Origin of the sequence: Oscillatoria nigro-viridis PCC 7112 (genome assembly GCF_000317475.1) — a bacterium.
Classification (GTDB): Bacteria; Cyanobacteriota; Cyanobacteriia; order Cyanobacteriales; family Microcoleaceae; genus Microcoleus; species Microcoleus nigroviridis.
Window position 1 is genome coordinate 6,186,697 of sequence record NC_019729.1, and the last position, 25,418, is coordinate 6,212,114.

10 protein-coding genes are annotated in these 25,418 nt (G+C 47.1%); 2 read left to right on the plus strand and 8 right to left on the minus strand.

From position 1 onward, the window contains the following. Positions 1-82: 82 nt before the first annotated feature. Positions 83-856, plus strand: a complete 774-nt coding sequence (ccmO, locus tag OSC7112_RS25800) for a beta-carboxysome assembly protein CcmO (protein ID WP_015178649.1) — start codon at positions 83-85, stop codon at positions 854-856. A 449-nt stretch (positions 857-1,305) separates the two neighbouring features. Next, the gene (locus OSC7112_RS25805; protein ID WP_015178650.1) at positions 1,306-2,346 is read left to right on the plus strand and encodes a tetratricopeptide repeat protein; all 1,041 of its coding nucleotides are present in this window, start codon (positions 1,306-1,308) and stop codon (positions 2,344-2,346) included. A gap of 162 nt (positions 2,347-2,508) precedes the next feature. Here OSC7112_RS25805 and OSC7112_RS25810 read toward each other — a convergent pair whose 3' ends face one another. The 8 genes from OSC7112_RS25810 to OSC7112_RS25845 all read right to left on the minus strand — a co-directional run bounded on the left by OSC7112_RS25810 (position 2,509) and on the right by OSC7112_RS25845 (position 25,418). After that, a complete protein-coding gene (locus OSC7112_RS25810) occupies positions 2,509-3,660 on the minus strand; it encodes an aldo/keto reductase (RefSeq protein WP_015178651.1) in 1,152 nt (383 codons plus the stop codon). Between the two features lie 123 nt (positions 3,661-3,783). Then, positions 3,784-8,157: a non-ribosomal peptide synthetase family protein gene (locus OSC7112_RS25815; RefSeq protein ID WP_015178652.1), complete on the minus strand. Its 4,374-nt coding sequence runs from the start codon at positions 8,155-8,157 to the stop codon at positions 3,784-3,786. Between the two features lie 291 nt (positions 8,158-8,448). Continuing rightward, positions 8,449-14,214: a non-ribosomal peptide synthetase gene (locus OSC7112_RS25820; RefSeq protein ID WP_015178654.1), complete on the minus strand. Its 5,766-nt coding sequence runs from the start codon at positions 14,212-14,214 to the stop codon at positions 8,449-8,451. A 136-nt stretch (positions 14,215-14,350) separates the two neighbouring features. Beyond that, the gene (locus tag OSC7112_RS25825; protein ID WP_015178655.1) at positions 14,351-17,587 is read right to left on the minus strand and encodes a non-ribosomal peptide synthetase; all 3,237 of its coding nucleotides are present in this window, start codon (positions 17,585-17,587) and stop codon (positions 14,351-14,353) included. A gap of 22 nt (positions 17,588-17,609) precedes the next feature. Then, entirely contained in the window at positions 17,610-18,659 is a 1,050-nt protein-coding gene (locus tag OSC7112_RS25830) for a TauD/TfdA family dioxygenase (RefSeq protein WP_015178656.1), read from the minus strand. Positions 18,660-18,725: 66 nt separating this feature from the next. Next, a complete protein-coding gene (locus OSC7112_RS25835; protein ID WP_015178657.1) occupies positions 18,726-20,270 on the minus strand; it encodes a condensation domain-containing protein in 1,545 nt (514 codons plus the stop codon). Continuing rightward, complete coding sequence (gene panP, locus OSC7112_RS25840) at positions 20,257-21,945, minus strand: pyridoxal-dependent aspartate 1-decarboxylase PanP (RefSeq protein WP_015178658.1); 1,689 nt, start codon at positions 21,943-21,945, stop codon at positions 20,257-20,259. Before panP ends, OSC7112_RS25835 begins: the two co-directional genes overlap by 14 nt. A 203-nt stretch (positions 21,946-22,148) precedes the next feature. Beyond that, entirely contained in the window at positions 22,149-25,418 is a 3,270-nt protein-coding gene (locus OSC7112_RS25845) for a non-ribosomal peptide synthetase (RefSeq protein ID WP_015178659.1), read from the minus strand.

A 25,418-nucleotide genomic window follows, 5' to 3' on the forward strand; every position in this document is an offset into this window, starting at 1 on the left:
TCGTGCAGTCTGTCTTCTCATCTGAGAAACTATAAACTATCAACTAATTTTTATTTTGGGAAGTTTCTAAGGGTAATAGAAGATGGACGGACAAACAGATCGTAACAGTCACCCCGAGCGATCGCAGCGCCAGGAATACTTCAAAGACACTGCTTTGGGTTTGGTATCCACCAAGAGTTTTCCGGCAATTGTGGGGACTGCTGACATGATGCTGAAGTCGGCAGGAGTGATTTTAGTAGGATACGAAAAAATTGGTTCCGGTCACTGTACCGCGATCGTCCGGGGCCGAATTTCGGATGTGCGTTTGGCTGTGGAAGCTGGAGCTCAAACAGCCGAACAGTTCGGGCAGTTTGTTTCTAAGTTGGTGATTCCTAGACCTTTGGCTAATTTGGAAGTGGTTTTGCCGATCGGCTTTCGCCTGACTGAACTTTCGGAAAAAGGCAGTTATTCTCGGCTTAGCAATCAGGCGATCGGTTTGCTCGAAACCCGGGGATTTCCGGCAATGGTCGGTGCTTGCGATGCTATGCTCAAATCCGCAGACGTACACTTGGCAGCTTACGAGAAAATAGGCGCCGGTTTGTGCACGGCCATTATTCGCGGTGCAGTGGCAGATGTAGCAGTAGCCGTAGAGGCCGGGATGTACGAAGCTGAGCGAATTGGCGAGTTGAACGCGGTGATGGTAATTCCCAGGCCTTTGGAAGATTTGGAACAAACTTTACCGCTGGCGAGTTGCTGGATCGAGCAGCGTAAACCTGTGATGATGCCCGTGTCGGTTCAGGAAAAGGAACAAGAATTGATAGAACTTCCAGATTTGGAGAAATTGAGAGTTTATGTAGAAGAGGAAATCAATCGGTAATTGGTAATTAGGCAACAAAAGTTTGTAGAGACGTGCTGCTGCAAATACTGAGACGAAGTTTGTCAAAAAAATATAGAGTTTACTCGGTGGGACTGCTGGCAACAATTTATACTGAGTAGCGGTCTCAAACTTAATTTGCCGATCGAGCCGATCGCCGCCGCCTCAAGGGACACAGAGCACCAAGTAAAACTCGACTTTTGAGATCGAGTCGATCGGGTAAACAATCGAACTGACTAATAAGTAAATCCAGCCGAGGTGCAGAGCCTTTCAACAGGATTTAACTACTGTTAAAATAAACCAAAAATCCTGTTTCCGGTAGATAGCCTGCAATCAATTTGAGGGTAATCTAATAACGGGTGGGAAAAAAAGAGAAGTTTAACAGTTGTTCAACTCAAAACTGACAGCACAGGAATCAACCCCCAGAATCAAGCTATCCTGAAAGTTGACCTATGAACCTCAAACAATTTTACAAGCGCGGTTTGCACAGCGCCAAGAAAGGAAACTATGAAGCGGCGATCGACGATTTCGATCGCATACTGCAACTCAATCCCGCCGATGCCAAAGCCTATAACAATCGCGGCTTGGTTTACTATTACATGAAAGACTACCAAAAAGCGATCGCCGACCTCAGCCAAGCCCTAGATATCAATCCTAATTTCTTCGAGGCTTACTTGAATCGAGGCAATGCTTGGCGTCATCTCGGAGAACACGAAAAAGCCATTGAAGATCTAAACTGCGCTTTAGCAAATAAGCCTAACAGCCACGCTATCTACAACAACCGGGGACTTGTACTTGCTAATTTAGGAAATTACGAAGAAGCAATAGAAGACTACAATCGAGCTCTATCTATCAATTCCAACAATTATAAAACCTATTACAACCGGGGGCGCGCTTACTACCTTTTGGGAGAAAAAGAGGCAGCAACGGAAAACTTTAACCAAACGCTGCGGTTGAATCCTAAATATATCAAAGCTTACATAAATCGAGGTCTCTGTTACCACCAATTAGGAGACAACACGCAGGCGATGGCAGATTACAACACTGCACTCGCCATCGATCCAAAAAATGTTTATGCCTATTATAACAGAGGTTGCGTTCGCTATAAATTAAAACAAATGCAGCTTGCCATTGAAGACTTTGACAAAGCAGTGGAACTAGATCCGAACTATGTTAAAGCTTATCTCAACCGGGGTTTAGCGCTGTATAAACTTGGAGATATTGCGGCAGCAAATAAGGATTTTTACCACGTAATGTGCATTAATGCTGAAGCTTATTTATACTACCAAGCCCAGCGGTGTACGCCTGATATTAATTCATACTTCAAGGAAGCGCCACAGGTAGAACTTAATAATGCTGCCGAATACTACAACACAACATTAAATACGATGTCAACTTCCTTAAGTTCTGCAGCATTAAACGCGGTCTGGAATCAAGAAGATTTGGAGAACAGAGACTCGATTATCTGTGAAGGTGAATTTATTAATGATTGATTTAGTCAGCAATCAGGAAGCTTGCGTACTTAATGGGCTAAAATGTTACAATAATATCCAATTATAGCACACTAAGTACGGAATATCCATAAACATTAACTGAAACTATTCCATAATGCCATTCAAGATTTTAAGTTCAGCCGTTCTCCGGCAAGGCAAACTTCAATTTCCGTTTAACACTTCAACAATTGAATCAGTAAGTTCCTGAAAGCTTGCTCTCCCAAGCCGCCCGACAGCAGCAAGGGCTAGGTTCTCTTCGATATGTTGTGGCGCTTTCATCCCTACAAGAGCACTCAGGAGGCCAGGGGCGCTGCGGGTATATTGGAGCGCCCGCTGGCAGTCTGTTCGCAAGCTTTCGCCAAAGGCAGAAGCAATCTTTTCTGGGATCTGACCGATAACCTGCGCTTCACAGATCGACCTGCTGGCGATCGCCCAAATGCCTAAGCGATCGGCAGCTTCCAATACTGAAACTTGTTCTCCTTCGATTGTTTGAGTTGGAATTAGCACCGCTTCCGGCATCCCCATATTCAAAGGAAGCTGGATAAACCGAAACCGATCCTCTTTGTTCCCAGCTACTTCTCCAGCAATGGACTTCGCACGCGCCAAATCGATATGGTTTTTTTCAGTGGGAAGTACGCGAAAAGCATTCCAAGTTGCCAGACCGTAATTGGCAATTTTTCCAGCTAAAACCGCACCTTCAAGTACCTCAAAAACCTCTCGCAACCGATTGTAAAAAGTATCGGGTTCAACTTGAGAAAGTAGCTTTTCTGGATTGTGAAGATAGTAGACATCGATTGTGTCGATGCCGAGGTTGGCGAGGCTCCAATTAAGCTGATCTTGAATGTATTCTGGGTGGATGCAGTAACGCTCCTGGGCCAAATCTGCCATGCTGACAGTAGAGTTGCTTGGCTCGACGTACTGCTGATAAAACCAGTCTACATGGTTTGGAGTTGGATGCGGAACAACGCCGCCTTTCGTACAGATAATTAGTTCATCTCTTGAGGCTTCTCCCGATTCCAGGAGACGGCGGATAGCCTTTCCAACACTCCGTTCTCCGTACTGGTAGCGATAGTTAATTGCTGAGTCAATTACATTTGCACCCCGCCGAACTGACTCAACTACAGCTTCCGCCACAAGAGAGTCAGTATACTCATCTGGTTCCCCAAGGTAGGTGCCAATTCCAATCGAGCTGGCAACGAGCGAACCAGTTTCTCGGAAGTGATCGGCTGCACAATTTTTGTTGTGCCGTTCCCTGTAACGCCGCGTTCCTTCTGGGGTAGCTCTGCCTGCGATCGCATTACTACTTCCTAACATAAAAATCTTTTGCCTTCTCTTAAATAAACTAATCAGGACTTTCGCAAGTCTAAGTGATGCTTGATTTAAAATTCTCCTCAAAGTGAGCAAGGTAGAAACGCGAGCGATCGCGCCTCTACATTTTTAGACCAGATATTTGGGAGCCTCTATTAACTGGCGATCGACGAGATAGGAAAAATAAGTCCGAAACAAACTCGCATCCGCTTGCGGGCAGATAATGTCCGTTCCAGAAAGCCCCTTCAACGCATTCTGGCAATCGAATTGCAGCGTGGCAGATTTAGCCATTTCTGCTGACGAAACTTTTTCGGAGAAAAGACCTACAAGCGGATACAACGCATTTTCTGGAGAATATCCAGCGCGATTGATTATTTCTGCTTGCCAAGTCTCAGACGAAACTCGTTTGATTGGATAACCCATTGAGCAAATCCAGCCCAGCAATTCACTCATTTGAAACGACTGAGGGTTGACTAAATGAAAAGTCTTTCCGAGCAATTCTTTTTGCCTCGAAAGATGAACGATCGCTCGGCTCACATAGTCAACAGGCGCTACATTCATCAGCTTATCGTCATCGGGCGCACATCCAAGTTGCACGCAACCAGCGATTAACCTGTACAGTAAATCGCTGGGATTGCAGGCCCCTGTTTGGCTGTCCCCAGAAATGCGGCCTGGCCTGTAAATGCTAACAGGAATCCCGCGATCGCGCGCAATCTCTACTAGCTTTTCTGCCACCCACTTAGTCTGAGTGTAAGCGCCTTTGAGACCCTCTCCCGGAGTGAGTTCATCCTCCTCTCGCACCACCTTAATCCCAGATTCTCCCATTGCCGAGAAAACGGAAATCGTAGAAATTAAATGGACTGGTTTTAGCTTACTTTGACTCGCCAATCTCAGAACTTCCTGCGTCCCCAAAACGTTAGCGGGTTTGAGAACCGAGTAGGGATAAGTAAACTTGACAAAGGCGCCATTGTGGTAAACGACATCAATTTTACTGGCTAAAACTCGGAACTGCTCCTCGGAAAGCCCCAAAAGTGGTTGAGACAAATCTCCAGCAATTGGGATAATGCGATCGCTGCTGCTTTCATCCCAAATTAAATAGGATTCGAGGCTGCTTTGAATCCGCTTTTTAGCTGATTCTGAATCGGCAGAACGGACTAGGCAATAAATTTCTGCTTGAGTTTGTTGCAAGAGGTCGCGGAGTAAAAAGGCTCCCAAAAAGCCCGTCGCCCCTGTTAAAAGAATGCAAGCTGGTTCAGTTTTTTGCTCGCTCAATGGAGTTGCAGGGCGAATTTCCGGATCTAAAACAACTTCAGCGTTAATATCGAAACTTGCAGTGCGATCGCCCGCAGAATCAGCCCCGTGCTTCACCTCAATATTCTTTGCTAAAGCAGCGATGGTAGGCGCTTCAAAGAAACGGCGCAAGGGCAATTCCTTTTGGAAAGCATCTCTCACCTTTGCTAGCAACTGAGTAATCAGTAATGAATGTCCCCCCAAATCAAAGAAATTGTCATAAATTCCCACTTTTTCCAGCCCTAGCAACTGGGCCCAAATCTCAGCAAGCATTTTCTCAATGGGAGTGCTAGGAGCGACAAAAGTATCTGCTAAATCGGCTCTCGCGGCCTCCGGCGCTGGCAGCGCCCGCCGGTCTATTTTTCCATTAGCAGTGAGGGGCAATGCTTTCAGTACGACAAAAGCAGAAGGAACCATGTAGTCGGGCAGTTTTTCTTTTAAAAATGACCGCAGCTCGTTAATAGCGATCGCTGATTCCCTCGCGGGTACAACATAGGCCACTAAGCGCTGATTCCCCGGTTCATTTTCCAGTAGCAAAACTACTGCTTGGCGCACAGCGGAATGTTGAGATAGCCCTGCTTCTATTTCCCCCAATTCAATGCGGAACCCTCGCAGTTTAACTTGGCTGTCGGCCCGCCCTAAAAACTCAATATTTCCGTCCGGCAAATACCGAGCCAAATCTCCTGTTTTATAAAGGCGATTTGAAGGTATAGCTAAGCAATTAGAAGCAAGAATGCCTTCGGGATTTCTCAAAGGGTTGAGGATGAATCTTTCTGCGGTTAATTGGGGTTGGTTTAGATAGCCGCGAGCTAAAGAAGCACCGCCAATGTATAACTCGCCGGACACGCCAATGGCAACTGGCTGCAAGTGCGAATCAAGTAAATAAATCTGCGCGTTATTGATAGGGCGACCGAGAGGAACTGTCTCAGAAATGCAATTTTTTCGGTCTTTGATGGGATAAGCCAGCACGCCTACGGTTGCTTCTGTTGGCCCGTAATGGTTGAATACTGAACATTCTGGGGCGTATTTCTGAATAGTTTCGATCAAATTCCAACTTAAGGCCTCGCCGCCAAGGATTAATCGCTTTTTCGGCAAAACCTGCGCGGGATTAGAAGCAGTTAATAAAGCTTTTAGGTGGGAGGGAACGATTTTGAGACAGTCAATGGAATGCTGCTGAAAGTAAGCAGCGATAGCCTCTGGATCGGTGGCGCGTTCCTGGGAAATTATGTGAAGGCTTCCTCCCGTACATAAAGCTGGAAAAATTACTGTATTTCCTAAGTCTGCTGCCAAGGTAGAAACGGTTGCGAAACTGCCACCTGATGGCAGGTTTAGCTGTTCCTGAATGCTGTAGAGGTAATTGACGAGCGATCGGTGTTCAATTGCCACTCCCTTTGGCGTGCCAGTGGAACCGGAAGTATAAATGATATAAGCTAAATTTTCAGGAGAGAGAGGAGGAGAGGGAGAGGGGGAGACAGAGGGAATTTCTGCGTCTAAGCAAACGATTTTTGCCTGAGTTTTTGGCAAGTTTTCGATTAGCTGTTGTTGCGTTAATAGCACTGCCACTCCGGCATCCTGCAACATCAAGGCGAGGCGCTCTTTTGGCATGGCCGGATCGAGTGGCAAGTACGCGCCGCCTGCTTTGAGAATGCCGAGCATTCCGGCGATCGCATCCACAGATCGCTCAGCACAAATTCCCACTAATCCTTCGGATTTAACTCCTAATTGTTGTAGGTAATGAGCGATTTGGTTGGCGCGGCCGTTGAGTTCCCGGTAAGTGACTTGCTGATTTTCACAGACAACCGCAAGGCGATCTGGTACGCGCTCCACTTGTTGCTCAAATAGCTGGTGAATGCACTTGTCTGTTGGGTAATCTTTCTGTGTTTGGTTGAACTCAACTAAGACTTGGCGGCGGGCGCGATCGCTCAGAATTTCCAACTCGCCGAGAGCGGTTTCTGGGTGATTAGCTGCACTTTTTATTAAGGTGTAGAATTGCTCTGCTAAACATTGGATCGCTTGTTCCCCGATCGAGGCCGGATCGTAGTGAAACTCAGCGATGAGCGCCTCCTCTCGGCGCACGCAGGAGAGTTTAACTTTGAAGCGATCGCCGCAGACATATTGCTGGTAAATCGAAAAATCTACGCCTGCCGCCGCATACTTTTCTACTTGTTCCTCGAACTCAAAACAAAATGGAAATCCAGCCGATCCGTTGATATCTTCCCGGTTGAAATATTCCTGCCATTTATAAGCCTCGCTTTGGGATTGCTGAGTTTCCTGCCAGACTTCCTGAAAGGTAAAATTTTCTTGCAGTTGGCTGCGAAGCGGTAAAAACTTGGCAAATAGACCGAGTGCTGGCTCTAATTCTTCATATTTGCGATTGTCGAAGGCGGTGCCAATAATGATTTCTGCCTTTCCCAACAGCCGCCAGAGCAACGTTTTCCAGCAAGCTAGAAAGAAAGCAGATGTTGAGGTATTGTAGCGGCGGGCGATCGCTTCTATTTCCTCTAGTAAACTCGGTTCTATTTTAACCTCAAAACAGTTTGGTTCAAAGGCATCAGAAACGCCGCTTGTTTTATTTTCAAAAGGCAATTTTAAACTGGCTAGCGCCGAGTAATCCCGCTGAGTCCAATATTTTTTGCCCTCTGCCGCCTCTTCATCCTCAATCAATTCATTCTGCCATTCCGAATATTGGACATATTGCACCACTTCGTCGGCCAGTTCCTCACCTTGCAAGCAAGCTGCATAACACTGGCTAATTTCTCGAATTAGATTTTTGATGGTGCGGGAATCGGCGCACAGGGAAGGGAGGCTGACAAGCAAAATGTGCCTGTTTGCTGATAGAGAAATTAAGGATAAGCGCCAAATTGGATTTTGTTCAAAGTTGAAAACTGAGCGCTTTTCGTTTTGAAAAATTTCAGGGACTTTAGCCGCTTGTTCTGGCGGGGTCAAGCATTCGAGATTAACGATCTGCCAGGAAATTAAGCTGCGATCGCCGATGACTTGAATCGGAAATTTAATCCCAGAACGTCGCTGAAAGCTGGTCCGCAGAATTTCGTGGCGATCGCTGACTTTTTGCAGCGCTTCTTTTAAAGCATTTGCTTGGAGATTGCCCTCGATCGAAATCGCACATTGAGCGCGATAAGCGGGACTCTCTTGTTGCAACAGCCACAGATATTTTTGTTGAGGAGAAAGCCGAAATCCATTAATTGTTTGCATTGGTTATATTGCTTTATGTTTTAGGATCGCCAGGGACTTTAGTCCAAAGCTTATAGCTCAAGTCCGCTAAAACTCACATCTTGTACCATTGTCAAGAACAGGCAAGATGCCTGTTCCACAATAAAATTCATCTCTTGTGGAACAGGCATCTTGCCTGTTCCTAAACAAGTAATTGAGAATGGTGCAACATCTCAGTTAAAACAGACTATGGGAAAGGCGTTGAAGTGGCTACTACTGGCAATTATAACTTCATACCAGAGTCAGATTTAGCCGACTTTTGCGAGAGATTAGTCAGCTTTTAAACTCTGCTTCACCGATCATTTCGCCCATCGCTACCACAATTTTGCGCGGCCCGACAAATGGATTGCGGCTGTGAGCCACCAACATATTATCTAACATTAATATGTCGCCAGATTGCCAAGGGAAACTAACGGTTGCCTGCTGATAGACGGCCTGAATTTCTGCCATTACCGAGTCTTCAATGGCAGTGCCGTCGCCGTAATAAACATTGCGAGGCAGGTTTGCTTCTCCAAAGACAGATAATAAGGAGTTGCGGACGGCGGTATCTAAGCAGGAAATGTGGTGCAAAGGAAGTTGGTTAAAAAATACCATCTCTCCAGTTTTGGGGTGCTTGGCGATCGCCGGCCTCCGCTTGCAAGTTCTGAGCTTATTTCCGTCTTTCCACTCAAATTCTATGCCCGCTTGACGGCAATATTGTTCCACCTCAGTTTTATGCGCCGTTTTGAAAAATTCTTGCCAGCTTACATCGAGTCCGTCGGTGTAATTGCGGACGTACATCAGTTGCTTTTGGGCGAATTTTTCTCGGAGTTTGGGGTCGAGCAACTGGTAAACTTTTCGGCAATCAACGATCGGGGTTTCGCCGCCTGACTGCGCGGGTTGAACGCAGAAAAACCAGATTTTCATTGGCCAGCGGTGCAGGTGCGAACTTTCGTTGTGAAAGAAGATGGTTTGGTCGGCGGGATAAGGGGTCGAACCGTAAACTTTGCCGCCGATTCCTTCGCGCGGCAAATCTCCGTACTCGCCGAACAGTTGCGGACAAATCCCCAAGGCAAACTGCTCGAAAGTAGAAACTAAGGAATCGGTGAATCCTCGAAACAAAATTGCACCGTGTTGCTGCAATTTTGTCTCGATCGCAGTTCGGTTGTGTTTCGCCCAATCAATCAGATCGACATCGCTGGCAGCGGGTTTAATGACTAGCGGGAATAGTTCCCCAGGCTGGAGAAATTCGGTTTTGATCAACTCGCCGTCTGGCAGAGTGACTACTTTTGGTTTAACGCTCTTAAACTTGCTAAAATTTAGCTTTTCGCGCTTGACTTCTTGCATGGCTTGTTGTTTTTTTTCCGCTTCCGTGAGAATTTCTAAGTTATTTAACCGAGTCTCAGGCTCCGCCACAATGCTGTTGAGTAAGGTTTCAAAACGGCCGGACATTTGCTCGATGGCGGCGGCCTCGAAAAGGTCAGTATTGTATTTCCAAGTGCCTGCAATTCCTTGCTCGGTTTCTCCTACGAAGAGAACTAAATCAAATTTGGCGAGGCCGCTGTCTTGTTCTATGGGTGTCAAAGTTAACCCGCCTAGCTCTAAAGCAGGCATGGGCATATTTTGCATGACGAATAAGACTTGAAAGAGCGGTGTTTGATTCAGGCTGCGATCGGGCCGCAATTCCTCCACCAATTTGTCGAAGGGTAAATCCTGGTGAGCGTAGGCTTTTAAGGTGACTTCGCGCACGCGATCGAGCAATTCAATGAAAGTAGGATTGCCGCCCAGATCGCCGCGCAAAAGCAAGATATTGACAAAGAAACCAATCAGAGCTTCTGTTTCCAATTGGGTGCGGTTGGCGAGGTCGGTGCCGACCACCATGTCATCCTGATTTGTCGATCGATATAGCAGCGTTTCAAGAGCAGCTAGCAACGTCATAAATAGGGTGACATTTTGTTGGCGGCTCAGCTTGTTGAGCGCTGCGGAAAGGTTTGGGGAAAGCTGGAAAGGTTGAAGGGCAGCGCGATAGGTAGAAACAGCCGCGCGCGGTTGTTTGGCAGGCAGTTGCAGCACTGGTAAGCGATCGCCTAAGTGTTGCTTCCAATAGGCAAGTTTTTGTTCTAAAACTTCCCCAGAGAGCCAGTTTCGCTGCCACACGGCATAATCGGCATATTGGATTGAAAGTTCGGGAAGTGGGGAGGGTTTGCCAGTGCAAAAAGCTTCGTAGAGGGTTGCCATTTCCCGCACGATTACCCCCAGAGACCAGCCATCTGCAATGATGTGATGGATGGTTAGCAATAAGATAGATTCTGTGTCGCCTAACTGTAGCAAATTGACGCGCATTAACGGCCAGTTTGCTAAGTCAAAAGGTTGTTGCGCTTCCTCGGCGGCGAGTCGCACAGCTTCTGCTTCTCGCTGAGATTGAGGAAAGTGCTGCAAATCTATCACTGAGAGGGCGAAAGTAGGTTCGGGAATTATCAACTGAATGGGCCGCCCTTCCACCGCGCCAAAAGTTGTCCGCAAGGCTTCGTGGCGATCGATAATTGTTTGGAAACTGCGCTCTAATGCTGTCAGGTCGATCGCACCTTTCAAGCGCACGGCTGCGGGGATATTGTAAGCCGGATCGCCCGGTTGCAACCGATCGAGAAACCACAGCCGCTGTTGGGCGAAAGAAAGGGGCAATTCTGGGCCTCGCGGTGCGCGATCGATGGGGGGTGCTTCCTGTTTTTGCTCGCTGCTGCAGATTTGGGAAATGCAATCGCTCAAACTTGCCACTGTTGGCGATTCAAATAAGACGCGCAGGGGCAATTCAATTTTAAATGCTTCTCGCAGTCGCGCGATCGCCTGAGTAGCTAAGAGCGAATGACCTCCCAATTCAAAGAAGTTATCGTGAATTCCCACTCGCTCTAAACCGAGAACTTCCGCCCAAATTTCTGCTATTAATTGCTCGTCGGGAGTTCGAGAACCGGTAAAATTGCTCTCGAATTCCGCTGTGTTTGTGTCAGGTGCTCTTAGCGATCGCCGATCGATTTTTCCGTTAGGCGTTAAAGGCATTGCTTCCAGCAGCACAAACGCTGAAGGCATCATGTACTGCGGCAGTTTTTGTTTGAGAAAGACGCGCAAGTGATTGATAAATTCTGAATGCGTAGGATCGGTGTCCCCGTGTTCGCCCCGGAGTTCTGAGTTAGCAACGATATAAGCTACTAAACGCTTGTCGCCCGGATTGTCCTCTCGAACCAGTGCGATCGCTTCTCGCACGGCTGGGTATTGGCTGAGTACCGCTTCAATTTCGCCTAATTCGATGCGAAATCCGCGAACTTTCACCTGGTGGTCGCTGCGCCCCATAAATTCAATGTTTCCATCTGGGAGATAGCGAGCCAAGTCCCCGGTTTTATAGAGGCGTTCTGAAAGAATAAACGATGAAGGATGAAGGATGAATGAAGCATGAAGTCCGCCCTCTGCAAAGGGGTTAGGAATAAACTTCTCTGCGGTCAGTTCCGGTCGGTTTAGGTAGCCTCTAGATAAGCCGGCACCGCCGATGTGCAGTTCGCCAAATACGCCAACGGGAACCGGCATTAAATAGCGGTCTAATATGAAAATTTGAGTGTTAGCAATCGGGCGACCGATGGAAACTGATTCATCTTTGCGATCGACCTGATAGAGAGTAGACCAGATAGTGGTTTCTGTAGGGCCGTATAAATTCCACACAGCAGCGCAGCGCAAAAGCAACTGATTGGCGAGGTGTCGGGGTAAAGCTTCTCCCCCGCACAGTATTTTTAATTGATTGTTTCCCTGCCATCCTGCTGCTAAAAGCATTTTCCAACTGGCTGGAGTAGCTTGCATGACTGTCGCGCCAGAATTTGTTAATGTTTCTAAAAGCTTTTCCCCGTTAGATGCCACTTCTCGGCTGGCTACAACAAGGCGAGAACCTGTTGTAATAGGCAGGAACAGTTCCAGCGCTGCAATGTCAAAAGATAAGGATGTTACTGCCAGCCAAACATCTCGGTCTGCGATCGCGAGTTGTTGGCGCATAGAACTCAAGAAGTTAACGGCAGAAGCGTGGGAAATTTGCACTCCTTTGGGTTTACCTGTTGAGCCTGAAGTATAGATGACATAGGCTAAATTGGAGGAATTTTGTAAACCCACGACTGGCTCGCCGCAGCTCGATATGCCTTCCCAATCTGCATCCAAACACACGATATAGGCGCTATTTTTGGGCAGGGTTTCTAATAGTTTTTTCTGAGTTAGTAACACAGAAATTTTCGCGTCTTCCAGCATGAATTCAAGGCGCTCTGGTGGATACGCTGGATCGAGGGGAACATACGCGCCACCGGCTTTGAGAATGCCTAGAAGCCCTACCATCATTTCTAGGGAACGCTCGACATAAATTCCCACCAAAACTTCTGGGTTGACACTGATTTTTTGCAAGTAACTTGCGAGGTTATTTGCTTTTTTGTTCAGTTCCCGGTAAGTCAGATATTCATTTTTAAAGACGACAGCGGTCGCATCCGGCGTCAGTTCTTCCTGCGCTTCAAAGAGTTCATGTATGCACTTATCCTGCGGAAAATTCGATTGAGTATTGTTCCACTCAAACAGCAGTTGCTGCTGTTCAGGTTTCGTCAAGATTGGCAAATTTGAAATGCGCTGTTCGGGATTAGCGGCAACGCTTTCTAGTAAGGTTAGAAAATGTCCGGCTATCCGCCGTGCAGTGCTAGCATCAAACAAATCTTGGCTATACTCAAGCGTTCCATTAATACCCTCTAATCCTTCCTCCAGGTCAAGCGCTAAATCTAATCTCGCCGTTTTCTGTTCTATTTCCAAACTGCTCAACCTCACTCCTGGCAATTTTATCTGCGGCGTCCGAACATTTCGCAGAGAAAACAACACCTGAAATAGCGGATTATGACTTAAATCTCGTTCTGGCTGTAGGATTTCTACCAGTTTCTCGAAGGGCAAATCCTGGTGGTTATAGGCGCCGAGAGCTACTTCTCGCACGCGACCCAGTAACTCTTTAAAAGTCGGGTTGCTCGACAGATTGGTGCGGAAAACTAAGGTGTTAGCAAATAAGCCAATTACTTCCTCGATTTCGCGTCGGTTGCGGTTAGCAATGGGGGAGCCGACTAAAATATCTTCTTGCCCGGTGTAGCGATAGAGCAATGTTTTAAACGCTGCCAGTAGGGTCATAAATAAAGTAGTTTTTTCCCGCTGGCTTAATTGGGCGATTTCCTCTGCGATTGCCTTGGGAATGGTGAATTTATGCACGGCACCTCGGAAGGTTTGGACTGCCGAGCGGGGGCGATCGGTTGGCAAATTTAGTACGGGGAGATTGCCTCCAAGCTGTTTTTTCCAGTAAGCAACCTGCGTCTCTAAAACTTCTCCCTGCAACCACTGGCGCTGCCAACTTGCAAAGTCTGCGTACTGTACCGACAGTTCGGGAAGGGGAGAAGGTTGGCCAGTGCAAAAGGCTTGATAAAACGTGGCGAGTTCCTGGATGAATATTCCCATTGACCAGGCATCGGAAATGATGTGGTGCGTACTCAATAGCAGCACCCAGTTTGAATCGCTCAATTGCAGCAATTTGGCACGCAATAAGGGTGCTTGTGACAGGTCGAAAGCAAGCTTTGATTCTGCGGCGATTAACCGTTCTACTTCGCGATCGCGTGCAGTTTCAGGAAGCGATCGCAAATTTATTTCTAAAATTTTCAATTCCAGATTGGAAGCGATCGCCTGAACTGGTTGCCCGTTTATTGTCTTAAAAGCCGTTCGCAAAACTTCATGACGCTTGACAAGTTCGTTGAGACTGCGATCGAGAGATCTCGCGTCGAGTGTTCCCGTCAAACGCACGCCGGCGAGGATGTGATAGGTAAAGTTGCCTGGAGTTAGTTGCTCAAAAAACCACAACCGCTGTTGAGCAAACGACAGAGGGAAAGTGTTAGACTCTCGACTTTGAGGCAGAATTCTTTCTAGCGAAACGCTTTCTTTTTTCTGGTTGAGTCGCTGCAACAGCAACTCGCGCTTTTGGGGAGAAAGAGTCGCGATGCGTTCGATTAAATCACTCATTTGCTGACAAGCGAATTTCAAAGGTGGTACAAGGCGGCGGATTTATGCGTGGAATCAATCCCAAATCTCAAATCTCAAATCCTCAAGAAAGAGCATTTATCTCGCGCAAGTCAATCTAAAATCTAAAATCTAAAATCTAAAATCGATTGACTCCTTGTTGGGCGAGAATTTCCTGAATTTGTGCTTCTGACAGTCGATCGAGGTCTGCTAACACCCTCGCTAGCATTTCACTGTCTGTTTGTTCGGCTTGCTTTTGGGCGATCGCTACAGCAAAATCGGCGACAGTGGCCGACTCAAATAAACGGTGCAAAGGCAACTCGACCTGAAATGCTTGGCGCACTCGGGAAATTACTTGAGTTGCTAATAGGGAATGCCCTCCTAATTCAAAAAAGTTGTCGTAAATGCCGACTTTTTCAATTTTGAGAACTTCAGCCCAGATAGCGGCTAAAACTTCCTCGATATTTGTGCGAGGCGCGACAAAGTTTTCTGTCAACTCGGGTCGCATTTCGTCAGGTGCGGGCAGCGATCGCCGATCGATCTTTCCGTTAGGAGTTAAAGGCAAACTTTTGAGCGTTATAAAAGCCCAAGGCACCATGTACTCAGGCAATTTTGTCCCTAAAAAACGGCGAAGTTCGCTGCTGCTTGGTGCTTGTTTCTGATTAGAAACCAAATAAGCCGCGAGGCGCTTTTCACCAGGCGCATCTTCCCGCGCCACAACTACAGCCTGCGCGATATCGGGATGCTGCCCTAACGCCGCCTCAATTTCTCCCAATTCAATGCGGAAGCCCCGGATTTTTACTTGACTGTCAATTCGCCCGATGAATTCGATGTTTCCGTCTGGCAAATAACGAGCCAAATCACCCGTTTTATAAAGATGTGCCTGCGCGTCAAAGGGATGGCGAATAAATTTTTCTGCGGTTAATTCGGGGCGATTTAGATAGCCTCGCGCCAGACTGTGGCCGCCGATGTGCAGTTCCCCTGGGACGCCTACTGGTACTGGCTGCAAATGGGAATCCAGTAGATAAATCTGGGTATTTGCTATAGGTCTGCCGAGTGGAACTGTCTCGGAAATTCCTTTCAATTCCTCGCCATAAACTTGATAGGTGAGTACGCCCACCGTCGCTTCTGTTGGCCCGTAGTGATTGAAAATCAGGCAATCTGGATTGATTTTACGAACATTTTCAATCAACTCCCAACTAGCAGCTTCACCGCCTAAAATTAGCCGTCTTCGTGGCAAAATATACTCGGCGACAGAAGAAGTTAAAAGAGCAGCAAGGTGCGAGGGAACAATCTTGAGGCAATCGATAGAATGGCGGCGGAAATATTGGGCCAGTGCTTCTGGATCGGTTGCGCGCTCCTGGGATACTATATGGAGGCATCCACCGGAACAAAGTGCCGGGAAAATAGCTGTATTTCCTAAGTCTGCCGCGAAGGTGGAAACGGTGGCAAAACTGGCACCTGATGGCAGGTTTAATCTTTCCTGAATAGCGTACAGGTAATTGAGCAGTTGCCGGTGTTCGATCGCTACTCCCTTGGGCGTGCCAGTGGAACCGGAAGTATAGATGACGTAAGCTAAATTGTCAGAAGAGGCGCGAGGCGTGTAAGATGCAGAAACAGCGGGAATTTCTGTATCGATGCAAACAATATTTACCTGAGTTTTCGGCAAGCTTTCAGCGAGTTGCTGTTGCGTTAGCAGCACCTGTACTCGGGCATCTTCTAGCATGAGTGTCTTGCGATCTGCTGGGGTTGCTGGATCTATTGGTAAATACGCGCTACCTGCTTTGAGAATGCCCAGAATTCCCACAATTGTTTCTAAAGAGCGATCGACGCAAATGCCGACAATTGCCTCTGGTTCAACTCCCAAGTTTTGCAGGTGACGGGCGAGTCGATCGGCGCGATCGTTGAGTTCTCTGTAGGTGATTTGTTCGCTTTCAAAGACGACGGCAATTCTATCTGGGTTGCGTTCTGCTTGTTCTTCAAAAAGCTGGTGAACGCACTTGTCTGTCGGGTAATCTTTCTGGGTTTGGTTGAACTCGACTAGAAGCTGGTGGCGATCGCGATCGCTCAGTATATTTAATTGACTGATGGGTATTTGTGGATTTTTTAAGGCACTTTCTAACACAGCCTGGAAGTGTTCTGACAAGCGCTTGACATCTTCAGCTTCAAATAAAGCCGAATCGTAGCGAAACTCGGCGATTAAGCAATTGCCTCGTGAAAGGCAGGAAAGTTTAAGTTTGAAGGGTTCTACGCAGGCATCTTGCCGATCGAGGAAAAATGAAACGCCAGACTCGCCATATTTCTCTGGCTTTGTTTCGTACTCAAAACAGATGGGCAAAAAAGCGTTACTTTTATCGGATTCTAGAGTTTCTTCCCAGGTGAAATATTCTTGCCAAGTGTGAATATCTTGGAGATTTAGCTCAACTTGCCGCCAAATCTTGGCAAAACTGAATTCGTCTTGCAAGTCGCATTGTAGTGGTAAATAGGTACTCAACAGCCCCAGCGATCGCTCTAATTCTTCATATTTCCTGGCGTTTCCAGTTACGCCGACGATCGGGTTTGGCTGTCTGGTAAGCCGCGCAATCAGAATTTGCCAGCAAGCCAGCAGAAATGTAGAAATATCGCTGTGGTGTTTTTGGGCGATCGCTTCCAGGCTGTCGAACAAATCACCCCGAATTTCCACCCTTTCTACTAGCGGCCCAAATTCCGCTTCTGAATTCTTCTTTTCCCAAGGAAGCGTTAATAAATCCAAAGATTCAAGGTTCAGCTTTCGCCAGTATTCTTTGCCGATTGCCGTTTCTTCTGATTCGAGTAACTCATTTTGCCACTCAGCAATATCGGCATATTGCATTGACTCATCAGAGAACTCTTCCCCGCAGGCGCAGCCCCAGTAGGAAAGACTGAGTTCGCGGGTGAAATTTTTCAGGGTGACGCTATCTGCAATTAAGGCAGAGAAGTTCGCCAGCAATAGGTGCTTGTCTGGGGCCAGAGTGACTAAAGAGATGTGCCAAAGCGGGCCGCGCTCAAAATCAAAAGGAAGCAGGTTTAGTTGCTGAAAAAGCGCTGCGATTTTAGCTTCTTGTTCTTCGGGAGACAAACCGCTCAAATTGTGTTCTAGGACAGCAATTTCGCAAGTGCAGGCGATCGCTTGCAGGGGTAGTGTCATCCCAGGCAAGCAGTGAAAGCTAGTCCGCAGGATTTCGTGCCGATTCACGACATTTTGCAGCGCACTTTTAAGAATCTCTCGATCGAGGTTTCCTGTAATTAAAATTGCACCTCGAACGCGATAGGTATGTTTAGGATTATTTTGCTGTAATTCCCACAGGTGCCGTTGCTGTGGAGAAAGTCTAAACCCTTCGATTGTTTCCTTTTGCATATCTACTGTTCCTTTCATAGGTCTAAATGTCTTGACAGCTAAACGGTTCTGCCATCCCGACAACAACTCGACGCGAACCAGAAAATGGGGTGCGTCCGTGCGCGGTTAGCATATTATCTAGCAGCAAGACATCTCCTTCTTCCCAAGGGAAAACAGTTGTTGCTTGCTGATAGCAGCGACGAATTTCGTCTAAGATAAAATCTTCAATCGGCGAGCCATCGCCGTAATAAGCATTGCGGGGTAAATCTTCCTGCTTAAAAGAAGTTAAAAGCTCTTTGCGAACGACGGGTTCGAGATTGGAAATGTGGAAGAGGTGAGCTTGATTAAACCACACCATTTCCTGCGTTTTTGGGTGCTGGGCGACAGCTTGACATATTTGGCGCGTTCTCAAGCTATCGCCACTTTTCCATTCTAAGTCAATTCCCGCTTTTTGGCAATACTCTTCTACCTCAATTTTGCGATCGGTATTGAAGACATTTTGCCAGGGTAAATCTACGCCACCGCCGTAATTTCGCACATACATTACCTTTTTTTGGGCAAACTTTTCTCTAATCTTTGAATCCAGGCTTTCAAAAACTTGGCGGCTGTTAGCGATCGGAGTTTCTCCTCCCTGTTCGGCATTCTTGACGCAGAAAAAAGCAATTTTCAGCGGCCAATTGCGAGAATAAGCCATTTCATTGTGCAGCGGGATGAATTGCTCGGCAGGATACTCGGTAGAAGTGTAGATATTTCCGCTCACTTGGCTGCGGGGAGTTGAGCGAAAAGAATATTCCAACAAGTCGCCAGCAAGAGTTTGAATAAACTGCTCGAAACCGTTCACCCCGCAGACTTCAAAGCCTCGAAAAAGTATTCCTCCATGCTTCCATAACTGCGTTTCAATTGATGAGCGATTGTTCTGTGCCCAACCTGCGAGATTTAATTTTTCTACTGTTGGCTGAACAACTAGAGGTAGAAGGTTTTCGGGCTGGAGGTAGGCGGTTTTGACTAATTCCTCTGAGGACAGGCTGACGGCTTTGCGCCTAACCGATCCTAACTTTTGGGAATTGAGATTCTTTGTTTCTGTATTTGTCATAGTTTTTGCTTTGCTGAGCGATGATTCTTTTTTGGTGAAAAAATATGAGATATTGAGCCATTATTTCTAACTTTTCATAACTTGGCGTTTAGCCATTTTTAATTTTTGAATTCCCGAAATCTGAATTTGTTTTTCCTGTTCGATTTGGTGCTGCCTTTCTGCTTGGGCAATAATTTCTGCCAAGTCGTCGATCCTGATATCTGGCTGGGCAACCACTTGGTTGAGAATAGTTTCCCAACCTCTCACCATTCGGGCAACAGTCGCAGCCTCAAATAAGTCTGTTTTGTACTCAAATAAGCCTTGAATTCCTTCTGAAACCTCCCAGAGAGTGAGGCTTAAGTCGTGTCTCGACATACCGACATCGAATTCCAGAATGCTCGAGGTCAAACCAGCTAACTCCAGGGGTGGCATGGGTGCATTTTGGAGTACAAACCACACTTGAAACAGCGGGTTATAGCTGAGATTTCGCTCCGGCTGCAATTCCTCCACGAGCTTTTCAAAAGGAACATCCGGGTGAGCGTAAGCTGCTAACGCTACCTCGCGTGTTCGACCGAGTAGTTCGCGGAAAGTTGGATTGCCTGCCGTGTCAATTCGCAGCACTAAAGTATTGACAAAAAATCCAATTAGTTCCTCTAATTCCAGGAAGTTGCGGTTGGCAATAGGAGAGCCAATAGCGAGGTTATCCTGCTTTATTTGGCAGGATAGCAAGGATTGAAATGCTGCCAATAACGTCATAAATAGGGTGATATCTTGTTGCTGACAGAGCGTTTTTAGCCTTTCAGTTAAAGAAGCAGAAATCGCAAAAGATTGCTGCGATCCTCGGAAAGTTGGCACGGGAGAACGCTGTTTATCAGTTGACAGCACAGCTAAATTGCCTCCCAATTGCTGTTTCCAATAAGCGAGCTGTTTTTCTAATTTCTCTCCCTGGAAATGCTGCCGCTGCCAACTGGCGAAGTCGGCATACTGTACGGGAAGTTCGGGCAGCCCAGAGGGTTTGTCAGTGGAAAAAGCTTCATAAAGTGCGGCTACTTCTCGCACCAATACCCCCATAGACCAACCATCAGAAATAATGTGGTGTATCGTCAGCAGCAACACATATTCTGCCGGACTAAGTTGCAGCAGAGTGCCCCGCAGTAAGGGCGATCGCGTTAAATCAAAGGGGCGTTGGGCTTCTTCAAGAGTACGCTGCTCAATTTCAGTTTGCTGCTCAGTTTCTGGCAAATGTCGCAAGTTTACCACCGACAAAGCGAAATCCAAGGAAGGAGAAATCAGTTGAACAGGTTCCCCGTCCACTTCTGCAAAAGCAGTGCGTAAAACTTCGTGACGCCTGACAATTTCATTGAGTGTTTGTTGCAGTGCCGACAAATTCAACTGCCCTTGCAAACGCACAGCAGCAGGAAGGTTGTAGGCAGGGTTTTCGGGAGACAATCGATCGAGAAACCACAGCCGTTGCTGGGCAAAAGAAAGGGGAGCATAATTTTGCTGCGATCGCCTGGGAATGCGCTTAGATTGCTCAGCCTGTACTGCCTCTTTGCCCAATGCTTTGAGGAGGAGCGCTCGCTTCTGGGGCGAGAGGTTTTTCAGTCGTTCTGAACGATTAGTAGACAGCATAATTCACCTCGTCGCAGCGATCGCTGTTTGCGATAGTTAAGGAAAGCTTTGCTGCTATTTTGAGCTGGTCGTTTAAAACAAAACTGATATCTGCTTCAGTGGTGAGGGGGTTGGCAAGGACGACTCGAAAAGCAACAATGGGAATTGTTTTGCCGTAACAGGTGTTTTGCACGGTTGTTCGCGATACGAAGGTGTCGCCGGCTTGCCGCTGGGCCTCTTGAAGGCGCTCGTTAAATTCATTAATGAAGTAGTTGTCTGCTTCGGTTAGTTGTTTTTTGGCTGCTTTTTCCCTGAAGGTTTCTGGAATGTAGCGGTATAAAAGAAGATTAATTTCGGGTTCTAGGAGCAATTCAAATGCTGGATTTTCCCGAATTAAATTGGCCAAGTGCTGCGTTTTATGGATGCCTGCATCTATCAAAAACTCATAGCCTTGATGGCCGATGATATTCAAGGCGGCTTGCAAGAACAAACTCGCACCCGATCGAGAGCCTTCGAGAGAGCGCTTGCCTAGATCGATGGAGTCTTTTCGCACCGTGTAGGGCGCGTTTTTTTCAATAACTTTCGCGATTTGGGGATTGCGGAATAAAACCATACCGATTCCCATTGGCAAATACATTTGTTTGTGTCCATCTATGGTGACGGAATCTGCTAGTTGAATGCCTGCTAATTTGTGCCGGTGACGTTCGGAAAAAAGCACGGGGCCGCCCCAAGCGGCATCGACGTGAAAGTGAGCGTTTGCGGATTGCGCGATCGCGGCTATTTCTGGAAGCGGATCGATACTTCCCGAATCGGTGCTGCCTGCAACACCGATAATTGCCAGAATGTGCAGGTTGCGATCGCGGCATTCGGCTACAGTTTGGCGCAGCGCTGCCAAATCCATGCGGTGATGGGAATCGGTGGGGACTTTTAGGAGATTGCGATCGCCAATGCCTAATAAACCGGCAGCCTTTTCAAAAGAATAGTGCATCAAACTGGAGCCGATTATCACCATTCCCTTGTAGCCGTAAAACTCTAAAGCTGCGTACAAGCCTTCTTTTTCAATGCCACTAAAGTTATTTTTTGGCCCTAAAGAAGCGTTGCGAGCGCACCACAGGGCTGTGATATTAGCTAGGGTGCCGCCCGTTACCACGATACCGAGCGTGCTGTCATTTTTTTGAATGTGCTGGTTATAAAAATCCTCAGAAAAATCGTAAATTAATCGGTGCATCATTGCCAAAGTCTGGCGCTCGCAGGGGGTTAAAACTTTGGCAGTTTCCATCTTGACTAAATTTTGATTCATCGCGATTAACAGCTTCGCGATCGGGCGCACAAAATAGGGAAGTGCGCTCGTCATGTGACCGATATATCGGGGGGAAGATGTGTGAATGGAATGAGCAACTAGGGTTTGGGCCAAATCATCGATATAATTCCCAACATCTGCAGGAAGGGCGGGAATTTTGTTTTCCGTAAACTCCTGAATAATTAACTCTAAGTCAATATCTGTACTAGCGGTTTTTGCGTACAAAAAGTCTTCAACTAGGGCAGAAATTCGCTCCTCCATTGCTTCCTCGGCCAAAAATGACTTTTCTGAGGCACTGAATAGCTCCATCAACTTTTCTTCAAGTGGCGTAACAGAGGCTTTTAATGGCTGCATTACATCTTGAGAATTTTTGGCTTTTACTGTTAGTTTATTCATGGAATTTATCCTGTTATATCAAATCCGTTAGCATCGTCCTGTATTCATCTCTCTCTTCCCTTTCTCTGTATCCTCTGTGTCCTCTGCGGTTTAATCATTCCGATACAACCGGAATGTATATTAAATGGGATTTTTAAATCTCCAATTCCCCACCGAACCCTTAAGGAACAAAGGGCTTTTTGTGTTTTTTTACCCCCCGATGTTTACTCAGTAAGCATCACAGTTGGTGCTGACTCTTCATCACTCTTTTCTAAGATGTCTAGCAATTCATCTATCTGGTTAGAATCGGCGTTTGCCAGAATTTCTGACTCGATTAGTTCAGCTAAGTTCTGAATAGTGGGAGCGGTAAAAAAATCGCACAGCGCTAACTCTACCCCAAAGCACGATCGCACTCGCGATATTAACTGCGTTGCCATCAGAGAGTGACCGCCGAGGTCAAAAAAGTTTTGGTTAGTTCCTACTTTTTCTAGCCCTAAAAGAGCAGTCCAAATCTCAGCAATTTCTTCCTCTGTGGGCGTTTGTGCCTCAGTGAAGGCTGTTTCATCAGAAACGCGATCGCACCTTTGAGATAAGGCGAGGCGGTCAATTTTTCCGTTGGGCGTTAGCGGCAGCGCATCTAATAGCACAAAAGCTGAAGGCACCATGTAATCGGGCAGTTTGTGCTTCAAGAATGAACGCAGTTCGGAAATAAGTTCTGACTGATTTCTGAACCCTGAGTTAGGAACTAGGTAAGCGACTAGGCGTTGACTGCCCGGTGTATTTTCCTGAAGCAAAACAGCAGCGGTGGATACAGAAGAATGTTGAGAAAGTGCTGCCTCTATTTCTCCTAGCTCGATGCGGAAACCGCGAATTTTTACTTGGCTATCGCCACGGCCCAGAAATTCTATATTACCATCCGGCAGGTAACAACCGATATCGCCTGTTTTGAACAAAACTTTTTGATGAGAATTACCGAGAATATCTAATTTTTCTTGCCCAAAGGGGTGAGAAATGAATTTCTCCGAGGTTAAGTCGGGGCGGTTTAAGTAGCCCTGTGCCAATCCATCGCCCCCGACGTAAATCTCGCCGGGAATTCCTATGGGAACGGGTTGCAAATTGCGATCGAGCAGATAAATTTGCGTGTTGGCGATCGGGCGACCGATTGGCACTTTCTCGACACAGTGAGTTGCATTGTACCACGTCACGTCGGCAGCTACTTCAGAAGAGCCATAAAGATTAATTAATACCCGCTGCGGCATCTGCTCTCGAAATTGCTGGCCTAGTTCCACCGGCAGAGTTTCTCCGCTGCAAATCCAATACTTTAATTGAGGCAAACGCCTGTCTAGATCGGGGAAGGAATCTAAGATAGCGCGCAACAAAGAAGGAACTAGCACCAGTCGCGTTACATTTTGCTTTGATAAGGTTTGAAGGAATTGGTTAATATCTTTGACGGCTCGATCGGGAATAATCACAGTTGGCAACCCGTGCAGCAAAGGAGCAAAGATTTCCCACACCGAATCGACAAAATTTAAGGACGTTTTTTGACAGCAAATATCTGCTTCAGTAAAAGGGTAGGGGTTCCAAAAACAGCGATTGACTGTGCCTCGGTGGGTGCCGAGTACGCCTTTGGGAGTGCCTGTCGAGCCGGAAGTGTAGAGGACGTAAGCGAGGTTTTCAGCTTCCACTTTAACAGCGGGGTTGCGATCGCTCTCGCGGGAAATTTCCTGCCATTCGGCGTCGATACAGACGACTTTTGCGCTGTGTTGGGGGAGGGTTTCTAGGAGGTTTTTTTGAGTCAAAAGCACCGGAACTTTTGCGTCTGCCAGCATGAAGGATCGGCGTTCTTGGGGATAAGCAGGATCGAGAGGAACGTAAGCGGCACCGACTTTTAAAATGCCCAAAATGGCCACCAGCATCGACAGCGATCTCTCCAAGCAAATTCCCACCAAAACTTCGGGTTTTACACCTAGAGATTGCAGGTAATGCGCCATTTGGTTGGCTTTGGCATTCAATTCGCGGTAAGTCAATTGTTCATTTTCGCAAATTGCAGCCACTGCATCTGGGGTGCGCTCTGTTTGCGCTGCAAATAATTCGTGAATTGAGGAATTTTTGGGGTAATCCGCTTGGGTGTCGTTCCACTGGACAAGTAATTGTTGTTGTTCAGCAACGCTCAATAAGCATAAATTCGATAGTTTTTGGTGAGGATTGGCAGTCATTACTTCCAGTAAAGTTTGCAGGTGTCCGAGCATCCGCACAATCGCGCTGTCCTCAAAGCGGCTGCGATCGAAAATAATTTTCAGCGTCAATTGGGCACCGGGAATTGCCATCACCGTTAGAGGATAATTCGTTGTTTCCAAAGAGCGAACATTCTCTACTTTTAAGTTTTGAATCTTCTCCTGCAAAGAAGCATCCGCAGGATAATTTTCAAAAACGACCAAACTCTCAAATAAAGGCAAACTCCGAGGAACTTCGCTCCACCCCTGCACCTCAACGAGGGGGCTGTACTCGTACTGCCGCGCCTCAAATTGTTGCGCTTGGAGTTGTTTCAAGCAGGATAAAATACCATCCTGCGGGTCAATTTTAACGCGCACTGGCAGAGGATTTACGAACAGCCCCACTACCGATTCAACACCGATTAACTCTGGCGGCCGCCCGGAGACAACCGTACCAAAAACCACATCTTCCTCGCCGCTGTACCGGCTCAAAAGTAGCGCCCAAGCTGCCTGTACGAGGGTATTTAATGTTAGCTGATGCTGCCGCGCGGCAGATTGCAGTGCGGCGGTGGCTGTTGCAGAAAATATCACCTGCTGTTCGCCACTACTTTCTAAACGGTTTCCCGCGACAATATTGCCCCGGGCGATCGCAGTTGGAGCTGCCAAACCTTTGAGAGTTTGCCGCCAAAATGACTCAGCCGCCGATAAATCTTGCTGGTGCAGCCACGCGATGTAATCCCGATAAGGGCGAGGGCGTTTGAGGTGCAATTCCTCGCCCTGGCATTCTGCTTGATAAAATGCAAAAACTTCCTTGAGGACGATCGCCAGCGACCACCCATCTAAAACTAAGTGGTGGTGGCTCAAAATAAACTGAAAAGTATCTGCTTCTAACTGCGCTAGCGCAATGCGAATCAAGGGAGCTGATGTCAAGTCAAAGCCCTGCTCGCGATCGGCTTTTAGGAACGTTTCTAGCTGCTGTTGTTGTTCCGACGCAGAGAGCGATCGCCAGTCCATCTGCTGCCAAGATAATGCCGCCTCTTTACGCACCGCTTGCACGGGTTCTTTCAATTTTTCCCACAAGAAACAAGTCCGCAAAATCGGATGGCGATCGACCACTTTTTGCCAACTATTTTTAAACGCAGAAACATTGAGAGAACCGCGCAAAACGCACAGCAATTGCCCAAAATACACCCCCGATTCTGGCTGGTAAATGGAATGAAAGAGAATGCCCTGCTGCGCTGGAGAGAGGGGATAAAAATCTTCAATATTGCCTTTGCTCAT